The organism is Enterobacter sp. CP102 (assembly GCF_025152625.1).
GTDB lineage: Bacteria > Pseudomonadota > Gammaproteobacteria > Enterobacterales > Enterobacteriaceae > Enterobacter > Enterobacter soli.
The window spans coordinates 2,102,245-2,114,302 of record NZ_CP104014.1 but is presented as its reverse complement, the minus strand read 5'-3'; the positions used below and the strand labels follow the sequence as shown (position 1 = coordinate 2,114,302).

Genomic DNA, 12,058 nt, shown 5'->3' with positions numbered 1-12,058 from the left:
TTTGTGCCAGGAGCGGACGTTGCTAGTTTTAACTTGAAAATTGCTCAGTTGCCTTTGACCAACTGAGATATGTGGGGCAAATTACGGAATTTGTTCTGCCAGGGCATGCCGTAGCCTATTAGCAGATCATCATTCTCCATTTCATAAGCGTAATAACAGCGCGCAGGAATGGATATGCGGCCGGGTTTAACGAAAAGCACGGCAACCGAAACTGACTTTGGGTTATATTTTTCGTTAAGATGTTCAATCAGCCGTTTCATTGTACCTCCGGATTCGATTGCGTCATCGATAACAATCACATCTCGTCCTTCAATTCCGATATTATTATGGTAGACAATCTCTGACGCGTTATTGCGTTCTCCAGGTGTGTGCGGGCAAGAAATATAATCCATTTCAACATCAAATTTTAGCTTTCTGGTTAAGTCAGCGGTGAAAAATATACCTCCTGGTATAACGGTCATAATCACCGCATCACTGAAGTCAGAATTAAGGCTGTCGGCAACAAGATTGACACCTTCCGCGATGGTGGATTCGTTGAGAATAATTTTTCCTGCATGTGGATGGTTCATTTTAGTTACTCCCCTTTATTGAATATGTTTTAACACTCTGGCGGGTACCCCACCGGCTATAACCCTGTCAGGGATATCACGGGTCACGACGCTACCTGCGGCAATAACAACATCATTGCCAATTTTTACTCCCGGAAGAATGACCGATTTACCTCCAACCCAGACACGGTCACCGATGGTAACCGGCTGTACATACTCAATTCCGGTACTCCGGTGCCCGGGGTTGACGGGATGACTGACGGTATAAATATTCACCTGAGGACCCAACTGAACATCATTCCCGATAATAACGTCAGTGAGATCAAGGATGACGCAGTCAAAATTACAGTAAAAATTCTTCCCCGCCTGGATGTTATACCCTCTGCTACAGTGGAAAGGCGCGGTGACAGAGGCACCTTCCCCGCATTCAGGCAGCAGCTCTTTCATCAGTTGCAGGCGGGAAACAGTATCGGCGGGATCGGTATGGTTAAAACGATGAAGGAGCGATTTTGTTCGCAGAGAATCTGCTTTTATGGCGGGTTCAGAAGGGAAAAAATAATCCCCGTCTTTAAGATAGACACGTTCCATCCCGACGTCAGCGCAGGGAGAAGATTTTTCGGTCATTAACTCTGTTTCCTCTGTGTTCAACGTATAATCTGCGAGCAATGCTTCGTTAACATATGAGCTCAGCCGCTTGTGCCAGAAGCTGTATTACAGAGTACGAGCGGCATTAATTAGTAAAGGTCAGGTCAGTATGTTATCAATAATGTCCAGCATCTCATGACTCTCCGGTAGATTGTCTTTTTTGCCAGTGTGACCCTGTATTAACCAGTAAATTATTAAACTTAATGCGGTACGTAGTCTGTACTGAGGTACCTGCCGGACGCGCATGATGGAATTGGCCAGGCTGTTGGCAACCTGAGGAAGAACGCTTATCAAGCATTCCAGTGAATCATCCAGGAAGTAGGCATAAGTATTTTTTAAATCTCCGGATTGCGCTTCTTTGAGATAGAGAACAAGCATTGCTGATAATGCGTTATGTTTATGAGCGTCAAACCACGCGGAATTGAGTTTTTCCAGGTTCACAGCGTCTTGCTCAAGTCTGTTTATACATACTGGCCCACACATTTTTCCCGCTCTCCTGATCAACATTGTCAAAAGATACCTGCCCGGTATATCACACGTGTATTATATTCACAGACCCACTATGCTTCATTGTGTACACTTATGCAATATTACGTTTATTTTGAGAGTATAGAATGATTGATTATGATGCTCTGCCTGAACAGAGGCAGGAAGTGATTTACCAGATGCTGCAGCAGACTGGTCGGGTGATTGGCGCTGATATTGCCCGCCAGTTGGGCGTGTCTGAACACACGATACGCAGAGATTTGCAGGCGATGGTTCGCAAGGGGATGTGTAAGAAGGTCTACGGGGGGGCTGTCAGCCAGTTCAAACAATCCGCAAGCTTTGAAACGCGGGTTATGCACAGCATTGAAGAAAAGTCAGGGGTGGCCAGACGTTGTGCGGAACTTATTAGAACCGGAACCTGTATCTTTATAGACGGGGGTTCGACGTATCTTGCTATGGTCAGCTTCATTCCTGAGGACTACGTTCTCACTATCGTGACAAATTCCCCACAAATAGCAGCAGCACTGAGTGGACGCAAGCAGGGGGAAGTTATTATGTTGGGCGGAAAACTCAATCCACAGACCGGAAGCATTCTGGGATCAGAACCGCTTAATCACGTCAGGGAAATGTTGTTTGACCAGATGTTTATCGGCGTCTGCGGATTAGACCTTCAGGCAGGACTGACTGCGGTTTACTATGAGGATGCCTGCTTCAAAAAAGAAGTAATGCGCCAGAGCAATGAGGTTATCGCCGCTGTCATTGCGGATAAAATGCCCCAGGTCGCCCGGTATAAAGTCGCTTCATGTGAGGATATTGATGTCGTCGTGGCAAGCAGTCTGACGGATACAGGCTCTCTTACGCATACAAATATACGGCTGGAAATTGCAGGCTGATATGCACCCAATCTTCGGGAAGGCATGTGTTAAGCCTTCCCTTTCATTACCGTCAGGATTGTAGTGCCAGCAGGCGGTTGATGGTTTCCATCACCGCACTGTCATCGTTGGTTCCGGTGACAAAACGCGCCGCGTGCTTCACCTCTTCAAAAGCGTTTCGCATGGCAAAGCTATATTCTGCCTGGGCCAGAAGTTCCAGATCGTTGTACCCGTCACCAAAGGCCATTGTTTCTTCCGGACTGACATTCAGGATTTCCTGAAGTTTTTGTACGGTGCTCCCCTTGTGCACGCCATAACCGGCAATATCGATCCATGAGGCTTCAGACACCACGATGTACACATCATCCTCAAACGGGCTCAAGTGCGGGCGAGTTTGCGGGCAGTTTCCCTCTTCATCAAAAACAGTGATTTTGACAAAATCACTATCGACCCTGTCAAAGTCCACGGTCTCTATCATGCGGGCATAGGAGCGTCTGACTTTATCCTTAAGATGTTGCGGAACATCAGAGCGCACAATCGCGCCTTCCGGAGTACAGGCAATAATGACATGCGTGGAGCTCACTTTCTCAAGCGTGTTAATGATTGCCTTGCCTGTAGCATTATCTATCAGTGACTGAAAGGCAAAATTACCCTTATGTTTAATGCGCGTAGCGCTATCGCCCACTATCCAGATGTCTTTACTCAATTCCCCGAAAAGCTCTTCCACCCGCTCGCATTGCTTGCCGGTACATGCAGCAAAATGCACCCCGTGGGACAACATATTCGCCCACGTTTTGGCAAATAAATCATGGTCATAGTCCCCATAGCTGTTTAAAAATGTGCCATCAAGATCCGTAATAATCAGCTTTATCATGCTTCCTCCTGACTGCCTGGTCATCAATAGTCGTTTTGAACAAATAAATCTGAGCGCTTACACGTTACGTAACTCAAAGTATCACCGCATGATAGATCATGCAAAGTTATGTTTATTTGTGTTCATTTTATTGATGAATAAGCAAGAGATAATGGCCGCTTCTCGCTCAAAGCAGACAGTTAAACATCATCAAATCTCTCCCTCACAAGACACATTCTCAATCAGAACAAGCACCCTCCAATTTCAAAGGGGCACACTACCGCCCCTTTACCGTATTACCCGCGCTTAGTGCGCCACCACTCGTGGCTCTTTCACAAACTCCGCCAGAAGCCACACCATGTCGTGCAGCAAGCCCGTCAGCTCTTTCGCTACGTTAGCAGGCAGCTCCCCACTCATCACCGCCTGCACCAGCGCCAGTGCGTAGTCCACCTGAGTCAAGGTGTCCTGCCAGCAATCCGGTACACAGGAATGGGTCTTCTCCCCCATGATCAGCAGTGCCACCAGGTACGGCGGGAGATCGACATCGCAGAGTTCACGCAGTTTGCGCAGGGCTTGCAGTAAGCGTTCACAGAGTGCAATAGCGGTTTCGCTATCATCCGTTTCGACCAGCACGCTCACCAGCGCGGCACAGTGGTCGGCAACGTCAAACAGATCCGCATCAGGCGCTAGTGACCAGGAGATAAGCTGCGGAATAATGTTTTCGTCAGATTCGGGGTAGATCAGGGTTGGGATAGTCGCCATAGTAAGGCTTCCTTCTATATGCAATTCAAATAACCACCCCGTAAGTTCCTACGCTCGGGGGGTAGCGCTGACAGAGGTAGGAATACCGCCCATATAGAAAAACGGTCAGCCTTACGGCTGCTCCGCCAGCGCCACCGCAATTTTAACGGGATACACGCTGCCATGACATGCGAAATGTCACTATATGGAAGACGGGTTCCTACGCCCGATTGCGGATGTGCCGCAACGCCGTCACTTTACGACCGCGATCGCCTGAATAAAAGAGATAACCCTGAATTACACAGGGTTACTTTACGCTTTGCGAGGCGCCTTCCAGAACGGCAGCCATGCCGGGGGCGCTGCACTTGCCCGGCCTACATTTTCAGCGTATCGATCACCGCTCTCAGCGCGGGCGACACGTTGCGATGCGGGTAGTAAAGGAACAGCCCCTCCATGCGCAGGCTGTAGCGTAGCAACACCCGGATAAGCGTGCCGCGCTCAAGGTCGTCCTCCACCAGCTCTACCGGCACATACGCCAGCCCCAGACCCAGCCGTGCGGCTTCGGCTTCCATATAGCTGTCGGATAACGCCCACTGTCCTTCTGGCCGATGGGTAATTGTTTTCTCGTCCTGCACCAGTTCCCAGTGGTAAAGACTGCCGTCGGCAAACTGGTAAGCAATGCAGGGGTGAGCCGTCAGTTCGGCAGGCGTTTGCGGGAAGCCGTAGCGGCGAAAGTGCTCCGGCGTGCCCACCACCGCCATCTCCATATCGGGCGTGATACGTACAGCGATCATTCCCTGCCCCACTTCCGGCCCCAGCCGCACGCCCGCATCAAACCGCTCGGCGATGATGTCGACAAAGCGGCTCTCGTTCATTAGCTCCAGCCGAATATCCGGGTAGCGCTGCTTAAATACCGCCAGTTTCGGCAGCAGACATTTGTCGATAGCGTGCTGGCTGGCATTAATACGCACCGTGCCGGAGGGTGTCTCGCGAAAATGCGCCAGGGTGGCAAGGCCGTTATCGAGCGCATCAAATCCCGATTCAGTGGTGCGATAAAGCTGCTCGCCGGCCTGAGTCAGGGACAGTTTTCGTGTGGTGCGTACCAGCAGCTGAACGCCCAGCCGCGCTTCCAGTTCGCGCACCGAACGACTGATCCCGGATTGTGCCAGCCCAAGCCGCTGCGCGGCGGCCGTAAAGCTCCCTTCCCGCACCACCTGCATAAACAGGTACAGCTCATTGTAGTTTTCCCGCTTCGCCATCCCACACCCGGATTTATAACAACATGATATGAATCCTAGCAGTTTTAGCCCTCTAATCAGCACTATTTCTGCTAACTATAATGGCCGCATCACAACAACACACGGTACCTCTTATGAAAACATTCACTCAAAAACTGTCAGTTGCGATGCTGCTCTGTGCATCATTAAGTGGAGTTACAACAATGAGTTATGCAGAAACCACCAACCCAAACGCCCCTGTATCAATGGTGACCACCTGGGACAAAACCTTCGCCGAAAGTGATAAGGTCGACCATCGCAAGGTGTCATTCCAGAACCGCTACGGGATAACCCTGGTGGGAGATTTGTATCTTCCTAAAGATCGTGGCGACCGCAAACTGGCGGCAATTGCCGTCAGTGGGCCGTTTGGCGCGGTTAAGGAGCAGTCCAGCGGCCTGTACGCGCAGACTCTGGCTGAAAACGGATTTGTGACCCTGGCGTTCGACCCGTCCTATACGGGCGAAAGCGGCGGCCAGCCACGCAACGTTGCCTCCCCGGATATCAACACCGAAGACTTTAGCGCGGCGGTGGATTTCCTCGGTATTCAGGAAGAGGTGGACCGGAACCGTATCGGTATCCTCGGCATCTGCGGCTGGGGCGGCATGGCGCTCAACGCGGCATCCATGGACACCCGCGTGAAAGCGGTCGCCACCAGCGTAATGTATGACATGAGCCGCGCCATGGGTCACGGTGTGGGCGACGGGAAAGATCGCTACACCACGTCGGACCGCCATGCCGTGTTGCAGTATCTGAACGAGCAGCGCTGGAAAGATGCCGAAAGCGGCACATTCGCCCATGCGGGCCATGACATTTATGTCGATGAGAACGGTAAGGTGAGCGCTGCCGACCGTATCCTGCCGGAGTCATTACCTGCAAACCCGCATCCGGTGCTGAAAGAGTTCTTTGATTACTACCGGATGCCGCGTGGCTACCATGCGCGTTCCGTCAACTCAACCGGCGCATGGACGGCGACAACGCCGTTATCCTTTATGAACATGCCGCTGCTGAGTTATGCCAAAGAGATAACCATCCCGACGCTTATCGTCACCGGTGAGAAAGCGCACTCCCGCTATTTTGCCGAAGATGCGTTCAACGCCGTAGGCAGCAAACAGAAAGAACTGGTGATTGTCCCGGGCGCAAACCATGTTGATCTCTACGACAACGTTGCCGGAAAAATTCCGTTTACCCGCTTTGAGCAGTTCTTCAAAACCAGCCTGAAATAACCTGCTATGCCACCCGTTTTTACGGGTGGCTCTTTGTGAAATCTGACTATGTCCACACTGAACCACACCTCATCAGCAAACGCTGAGCCTGCGCACTGGGGCGGTATTTTTGCCATGACCCTGTGCGTGTTCGTCCTGATCGCCTCGGAATTTATGCCCGTCAGCCTGCTCACCCCCATTGCCCGGGATCTGGGGGTGACAGAGGGGGTCGCAGGTCAGGGGATTGCCATCTCCGGTGCGCTGGCGGTACTGACCAGCCTGAGCCTTTCTCAACTTGCCGGGAAGTTGAATCGCAAATATCTGCTGCTGGGCATGACGATGCTGATGGCGATATCGGGGATTATTATTGCCTTCGCGACTGGCTATCTGGTGTATATGGCAGGCCGTGCGCTCATCGGCATCGCGATCGGCGGATTCTGGTCGATGTCCGCCGCAACGGCACTCCGTCTTGTGCCGCAACATCAGGTATCCCGCGCGCTGGCCATCTTCAACGGCGGTAACGCGCTGGCGACGGTCATCGCCGCCCCGCTTGGCAGCTATCTCGGTGCGACCATTGGCTGGCGCGGTGCCTTTCTGTGTCTGGTACCTGTCGCCATCGTCGCCGTTATCTGGCAGTGTTTTAGCCTGCCTGACATGAAGAGTCATCAGAGCCCACGCGGAAGTGTGTTTCGCCTGTTCCGCCAGCACGTGGTTGGTATAGGGCTGATGGCCTGTGGCCTGTTCTTTATGGGACAGTTTGCGTTATTTACCTATATCCGGCCATTCCTGGAAAACGTCATCCGTATCAGCCCTTCCGGCTTATCGCTGATCCTGCTCGCCATCGGTATCGCGGGTTTTATTGGCACGTTGATCGTTGCCCGGGTTCTGAACGCCGCGTTTTACCCGACGTTAATGGCGATCCCGCTTCTGATGGCAGCCATTGCTGGCGCGTTAATCCTGGCCGGACACAGCGTGTGGATGGTGGCAGTGCTCTCCGCCGTTTGGGGGATGCTGGCAACGGCGGCGCCAACAGGCTGGTGGACATGGCTTGCCCGGACTCTACCCGATGACGCAGAGGCAGGCGGTGGGCTGATGGTTGCCGTGATCCAGCTCTGCATTGCGCTGGGCTCAACGGTGGGTGGCATGGTGTTCGACCATTCCGGCTGGCAGAGCACCTTTGCAATGAGTGCCCTGTTACTGCTGAGTGCCGTTGTACTGACCTTTTTCACGTCACGGCAAAGGTGAGCTAACCTGACAGGTTGGAGCCTTGCTCGGGGATGTGCATAAAACACGCAACATATCCGTGAAGGAACCGTTAGTTTGCCCTTCCCGTTGTACTCTGCCATTTCTGGTAGCTTTGCGGCAAAAACGCAATCTGGCCTATTGTCTGAATGAATTCATCCCATAAAGGACACCTGCACCATGCTCAAGATCCTCGGCAAAACCACCTCGATAAACGTTCGCAAAGTACTCTGGACCTGTGAAGAAGCCGGACTGGACTATCAACAGGAAGATTTCGGCATCGGTTTTGCCTCAACGGAAACGGAAGAATTTCGCGCCCTGAACCCGAACGCGATGGTGCCGGTGCTGATTGATGACAATTTTGTATTGTGGGAGTCCAACTCCATTTGCCGCTATCTGGCGCGCAAAGCCGGGCGCGACGATCTGCTCCCTTCTGAGCCAAAAGCCTGCGCAAATGTCGAACACTGGATGGACTGGCAAGCCACGGAATTCAACAACGCCTGGCGCTACGTCTTCCCGGCGCTGGCACGCAAGAACCCGGACTATAACGATCCAGACCGCATTGCCGCAGGCATTAAAGAGTGGAACCACTGCATTGGTATCCTTGAACAACAGCTCCAGCGCACAGGGGCGTGGGCGACGGGTGATACCTTTACCCTTGCGGATATCGTGCTGGGATTGTCGGTAAACCGCTGGAAAATGACGCCGTTCGAGCACCCTTCTGTCCCGGCCATCGATGCCTGGTTTGCGCGCCTTAACCAGCGTCCGGCATTTTTACGCCACGGCAATAACGGGATGGTGTAATTCTAATGCGCCGTCTTCTGATTGCCGCAAATCAGTCCGGAGACGGCCCGCGCTCCAGGAAGGTAGAGAGCGCGATATAACTGCGCACGGAACGCACGCCGTCAACACTCTGAATTTCCATCAGGAAGTTCTCCAGCGATTCGGTATCGGCAGCCCGCACCTTAATCAGCACGCAGCCATCCCCGGCGACAGTATGCAGCTCTTCAACCTCTTTTCGGCTGGTGAACTGGAGCAGATCCCGGGTGGCTTTATAGGTACTGGTGTCGATGACCAGAAAGGTCAGTAACGTCCTGCCAAGCTTGCAGCCATCCAGCACCGCAACCGTGTTTTTAATTACCCCGTCGCGTTTCAGGCGCTTCACACGGTCGTGAACCGCCGGGGCTGAAAGATGAACAATTTCACTCAGCTCGACGTAACTCCGCCCGGCATCTTCCGCCAGCGCGCCTAATATTTTTCGGTCAATCGCATCAAGATCCGCCGGTTTGTGTCTCACCGGCTTAATGCCATCTTTTTCTTTATCAACGTCACCCATACAGCCTCGATTGCAGAATAAAAATATGAATATACTCGATTCTACTTAATAGCATTCATCCTGCAATCATTACCGGAGTTAACATGCCTGTCGCACTTTTCGCCCTCGCCATCGGCGCATTCGGGATCGGTCTTACCGAATTCGTTATCGCAGGGATCCTCCCACAAATCGCCGCTGAATTTGCTGTCAGCATTCCCGCTGCCGGGCAAATGGCCACCTCCTACGCGCTCGGCGTGTTTATCGGGGCGCCGCTGCTGACCATTGTGGGTTCACGCGTTCCGCGTAAAACCATGCTGATGGGCCTGGCGCTCATATTCACGCTCGGCAACATCATCACCGCACTCGCCCCGACGCTGTCCCTTGCCGTGACGGGCCGGATAATCACCTCCTTCAACCACGGTGCTTTTTTTGGTATCGGCTCGATTATTGCGGCTTCGCTGGTTGCGCCAGGGCGTCAGGCCAGCGCTATTGCCTTTATGTTTTCCGGGCTGACGCTGGCCAATCTGGTGGGTGTCCCGGTGGGAACCTGGCTTGCTCAGACATTCAGCTGGCGTTTGGTTTTCTGGGTGATTGCCGGGATTGGTCTGGTCACTATTGCCAGCATTGCCCTGCTGGTGCCGCGCATCGAGAAAGGTAAGCCGATCGCCCTGAAAACGGAGCTGCGGGCGTTTGTTGATCCTCAGGTATTGCTGGTGATGGGCATTACCGTGTTCGGGCCAGCCGCTTTTTTCACCTCCATTACCTACATCGCGCCGATGATGGTCGAAGAAGCCGGTTTTTCTGCCGGTGGCGTCGCCTGGCTGATGGTCCTGTTTGGCCTTGGGCTGGCAGTCGGAAACTGGATCGGTGGACGCTTTGCGGACCGTTCGCTGTTTGGCACCCTTTTCGTCACCCTCGCCGCTCAGGGAATTGTCCTGATGGTGTTCTGGGCGGGCGTCGATAACCAGATTGTCGCGGCAGGCTCTGTATTCCTGATGGCGGCCTTCGGTTTTGCGACAGTGTCACCGATTCAGAAACTGGTGATGGATCGCGCAAGCCATGCCGGTGCCCCCACAATGGCGGCATCCGTTAATATCGGCATGTTCAACCTTGGGAATGCGATGGGTGCCTGGGCGGGCGGTGCCGCCATCTCGGCCGGTTTTAGCCTGGCATCACCCAACTGGGCTGGCGCTATCCTGTCGGTTATTGCGCTCGGGCTTGCGCTGATTGCATGGCAGAGTGCGCGCAAAGAATATGCCTTACAGGTGGAATAAACACCGTTCGCTGTTAAAGCAACTGCCCCAGTAAACGTTGCATATTATCGTCGCAGGAGATCTCGTCAGGCCGGTTCGTGATACTGGCGGCCAGGTTCAGCAGAGCCTGTTTGTTCTCCTCGAGTTGCTTCTGCATCGTCTCAATTTCCGCAATACGTGTGTTCAGGGACTGGATCAGTCCCTCATGATCCCACTGTTTTTGCGGCTGGGGCAGAAAGCGGCGAATTTGCTCAAGTGAAAAACCGGTGCGCTGCGCGTTGTCGATAATCTTCAGCAGATTTGCCGCTTGCAAAGAATAGGTGCGATACCCGTTGCCTTGTCGCGAAGGTCTCGGAAGCAGGCCTTCCGCTTCGTAAAAACGAATACGCGATGGCGTAATTCCCGTCATTTTTGCCAGCTCGCCAATTTTCATTTCATCCGCTCTTGCCTGTTGACCTTAAAGTTCACTTTAAACTTATACTTTTTGCACGGTCAACTGACGATCGCGATATAAGTTTTCACTGAGGAGCTGAAATGCAAACCATTCTGGGTGCCAGCGGGCAAATTGCCCGCGAACTGGCCCGCGAGTTAAAGCGCAATTACACCGATGACCTGCGACTGGTCAGCCGTCATCCGCAGAAAGTTAACGACAGCGACATGACGTTTGCCGCCGATCTGCTTGATGCGCAGCAAACCCGGAACGCGGTGAAAGGTAGCGATACGGTCTATTTTGCCGCGGGTTTGCCGCCCGACTCCGCCCTGTGGGAGCGACAGTTCCCGGCCATGCTGATAAACGCGCTTGAAGCCACCCGAATGGCCGGGGCGAAATTCGTCTATTTTGACAATACCTATATGTACCCCCAGAGCAACGCACCGCAAACCGAAGAGACGCGCTTTGCCCCGCGCGGGCGAAAAGGAAAAGTGCGGGCTGCGATGGCTGACAAGGTGCTTGATGAGATGAAACGTGCAGAAATCCCCGTTCTCATCGGCCGTGCGCCCGAGTTCTACGGACCCGGTAAGACGCAAAGCTTCACCAATGCGCTGATCCTCGACAAGCTCAAAAGCGGCAAACAGCCGCGTGTTCCGGTACGTGACGATAAACTCCGCACGCTCATATGGACACCTGACGCCAGCCGCGCGCTGGCGGTTCTGGGCAATACGCCCGACGCCTACGGACAGAGCTGGCATTTGCCCTGCTGCGATGACCGTCTCACCTACCAGCAGTTTGTCACGCTTGCCTGTGACATCTTCGGCCAGCAGGCGGATTACAGCGTCATCAGCAAACTGGCATTTACTGCGGCGGGGTTAGTGTCGAAGGGCGCCCGTGAAATTCGTGAACTGCTGCCGAGGTATGAATTTGATAACCTGTTTGAGTCAGCAAAATTTAAACAGCGCTTTCCCGATTTTGCCGTCACTAGCTACCGCGAAGGGCTGGAGAAAATCTGGCAGGAATGGAGCAATTCCGGCACGTTGTAAGGTAAAACGCGTTGCCCGCACACCGGGCGCGCGGCCCAATATGTGACAGTGTCACATTTCATTTTCGTCTTTAGGACTATTCTGCCTCTCCCATAGCCAGCCCTTACCCCATCTGGCCTGACATTAGGTTTACTCATTAATCATAGGG

Annotated in this window: 14 protein-coding genes; 6 read left to right on the top strand and 8 right to left on the bottom strand. The window is 53.1% G+C overall.

Annotated elements, in window-relative coordinates; all coding sequences use genetic code 11:
• Positions 1–44: 44 nt before the first annotated feature.
• The 3 genes from N1249_RS09965 to N1249_RS09955 all read right to left on the bottom strand — a co-directional run bounded on the left by N1249_RS09965 (position 45) and on the right by N1249_RS09955 (position 1,634).
• Positions 45–569, bottom strand: coding sequence for a phosphoribosyltransferase (locus tag N1249_RS09965; RefSeq protein WP_259837332.1), 525 nt, complete (start codon positions 567–569; stop codon positions 45–47).
• Positions 570–584: 15 nt separating this feature from the next.
• On the bottom strand, positions 585–1,172 hold the full coding sequence (locus N1249_RS09960; RefSeq protein ID WP_259837330.1) for a sugar O-acetyltransferase: 588 nt from the start codon (positions 1,170–1,172) through the stop codon (positions 585–587).
• Positions 1,173–1,292: 120 nt separating this feature from the next.
• Entirely contained in the window at positions 1,293–1,634 is a 342-nt protein-coding gene (locus tag N1249_RS09955; protein ID WP_136455360.1) for a hypothetical protein, read from the bottom strand.
• Positions 1,635–1,807: 173 nt separating this feature from the next.
• Between N1249_RS09955 and N1249_RS09950 the strand changes: the two genes are divergently transcribed.
• A complete protein-coding gene (locus N1249_RS09950) occupies positions 1,808–2,572 on the top strand; it encodes a DeoR/GlpR family DNA-binding transcription regulator (RefSeq protein WP_259837325.1) in 765 nt (254 codons plus the stop codon).
• 52 nt (positions 2,573–2,624) lie between these two features.
• Here N1249_RS09950 and N1249_RS09945 read toward each other — a convergent pair whose 3' ends face one another.
• The 3 genes from N1249_RS09945 to N1249_RS09935 all read right to left on the bottom strand — a co-directional run bounded on the left by N1249_RS09945 (position 2,625) and on the right by N1249_RS09935 (position 5,404).
• Positions 2,625–3,425 carry a Cof-type HAD-IIB family hydrolase gene (locus N1249_RS09945; RefSeq protein ID WP_259837323.1) on the bottom strand — a complete coding sequence of 267 codons (801 nt, stop codon included), beginning with the start codon at positions 3,423–3,425 and terminating at the stop codon, positions 2,625–2,627.
• A 285-nt stretch (positions 3,426–3,710) separates the two neighbouring features.
• On the bottom strand, positions 3,711–4,166 hold the full coding sequence (locus tag N1249_RS09940; protein WP_259837321.1) for a hypothetical protein: 456 nt from the start codon (positions 4,164–4,166) through the stop codon (positions 3,711–3,713).
• 353 nt (positions 4,167–4,519) lie between these two features.
• On the bottom strand, positions 4,520–5,404 hold the full coding sequence (locus N1249_RS09935) for a LysR family transcriptional regulator (RefSeq protein ID WP_166716771.1): 885 nt from the start codon (positions 5,402–5,404) through the stop codon (positions 4,520–4,522).
• Between the two features lie 113 nt (positions 5,405–5,517).
• On the opposite strand from N1249_RS09935, the gene N1249_RS09930 reads away from it, so the two are divergent.
• The 3 genes from N1249_RS09930 (at position 5,518) to N1249_RS09920 (ending at position 8,670) form a co-directional block, all read left to right on the top strand.
• Positions 5,518–6,645 carry an alpha/beta hydrolase gene (locus tag N1249_RS09930; RefSeq protein WP_259837319.1) on the top strand — a complete coding sequence of 376 codons (1,128 nt, stop codon included), beginning with the start codon at positions 5,518–5,520 and terminating at the stop codon, positions 6,643–6,645.
• 48 nt (positions 6,646–6,693) lie between these two features.
• The gene (locus N1249_RS09925) at positions 6,694–7,869 is read left to right on the top strand and encodes an MFS transporter (RefSeq protein ID WP_259837317.1); all 1,176 of its coding nucleotides are present in this window, start codon (positions 6,694–6,696) and stop codon (positions 7,867–7,869) included.
• A gap of 177 nt (positions 7,870–8,046) precedes the next feature.
• Entirely contained in the window at positions 8,047–8,670 is a 624-nt protein-coding gene (locus N1249_RS09920) for a glutathione S-transferase family protein (protein WP_259837307.1), read from the top strand.
• Between the two features lie 31 nt (positions 8,671–8,701).
• On the opposite strand, the gene N1249_RS09915 is transcribed toward N1249_RS09920, so the two are convergent.
• On the bottom strand, positions 8,702–9,202 hold the full coding sequence (locus tag N1249_RS09915) for an Lrp/AsnC family transcriptional regulator (RefSeq protein ID WP_014070061.1): 501 nt from the start codon (positions 9,200–9,202) through the stop codon (positions 8,702–8,704).
• An 83-nt stretch (positions 9,203–9,285) separates the two neighbouring features.
• Here N1249_RS09915 and N1249_RS09910 point away from each other — a divergent pair, with 83 nt between their 5' ends.
• The gene (locus N1249_RS09910) at positions 9,286–10,455 is read left to right on the top strand and encodes an MFS transporter (protein WP_259837305.1); all 1,170 of its coding nucleotides are present in this window, start codon (positions 9,286–9,288) and stop codon (positions 10,453–10,455) included.
• Between the two features lie 13 nt (positions 10,456–10,468).
• On the opposite strand, the gene N1249_RS09905 is transcribed toward N1249_RS09910, so the two are convergent.
• Positions 10,469–10,867, bottom strand: a complete 399-nt coding sequence (locus tag N1249_RS09905; RefSeq protein WP_259837303.1) for a MerR family transcriptional regulator — start codon at positions 10,865–10,867, stop codon at positions 10,469–10,471.
• A 101-nt stretch (positions 10,868–10,968) separates the two neighbouring features.
• On the opposite strand from N1249_RS09905, the gene N1249_RS09900 reads away from it, so the two are divergent.
• Positions 10,969–11,910: an NAD-dependent epimerase/dehydratase family protein gene (locus tag N1249_RS09900; protein WP_259837301.1), complete on the top strand. Its 942-nt coding sequence runs from the start codon at positions 10,969–10,971 to the stop codon at positions 11,908–11,910.
• The last annotated feature ends 148 nt before the right edge of the window (positions 11,911–12,058 follow it).

Bases quoted from the DNA above. Each gene is read 5' to 3' on its own strand.
- N1249_RS09915 (WP_014070061.1), bottom strand. From the start codon at position 9,202: ATGGGTGACGTTGATAAAGAAAAAGATGGCATTAAGCCGGTGAGACAC.
- N1249_RS09900 (WP_259837301.1), top strand. From the start codon at position 10,969: ATGCAAACCATTCTGGGTGCCAGCGGGCAAATTGCCCGCGAACTGGCC.
- N1249_RS09945 (WP_259837323.1), bottom strand. From the start codon at position 3,425: ATGATAAAGCTGATTATTACGGATCTTGATGGCACATTTTTAAACAGC.
- N1249_RS09935 (WP_166716771.1), bottom strand. From the start codon at position 5,404: ATGGCGAAGCGGGAAAACTACAATGAGCTGTACCTGTTTATGCAGGTG.
- N1249_RS09960 (WP_259837330.1), bottom strand. From the start codon at position 1,172: ATGACCGAAAAATCTTCTCCCTGCGCTGACGTCGGGATGGAACGTGTC.
- N1249_RS09940 (WP_259837321.1), bottom strand. From the start codon at position 4,166: ATGGCGACTATCCCAACCCTGATCTACCCCGAATCTGACGAAAACATT.
- N1249_RS09910 (WP_259837305.1), top strand. From the start codon at position 9,286: ATGCCTGTCGCACTTTTCGCCCTCGCCATCGGCGCATTCGGGATCGGT.
- N1249_RS09925 (WP_259837317.1), top strand. From the start codon at position 6,694: ATGTCCACACTGAACCACACCTCATCAGCAAACGCTGAGCCTGCGCAC.
- N1249_RS09920 (WP_259837307.1), top strand. From the start codon at position 8,047: ATGCTCAAGATCCTCGGCAAAACCACCTCGATAAACGTTCGCAAAGTA.
- N1249_RS09965 (WP_259837332.1), bottom strand. From the start codon at position 569: ATGAACCATCCACATGCAGGAAAAATTATTCTCAACGAATCCACCATC.
- N1249_RS09930 (WP_259837319.1), top strand. From the start codon at position 5,518: ATGAAAACATTCACTCAAAAACTGTCAGTTGCGATGCTGCTCTGTGCA.
- N1249_RS09950 (WP_259837325.1), top strand. From the start codon at position 1,808: ATGATTGATTATGATGCTCTGCCTGAACAGAGGCAGGAAGTGATTTAC.
- N1249_RS09905 (WP_259837303.1), bottom strand. From the start codon at position 10,867: ATGAAAATTGGCGAGCTGGCAAAAATGACGGGAATTACGCCATCGCGT.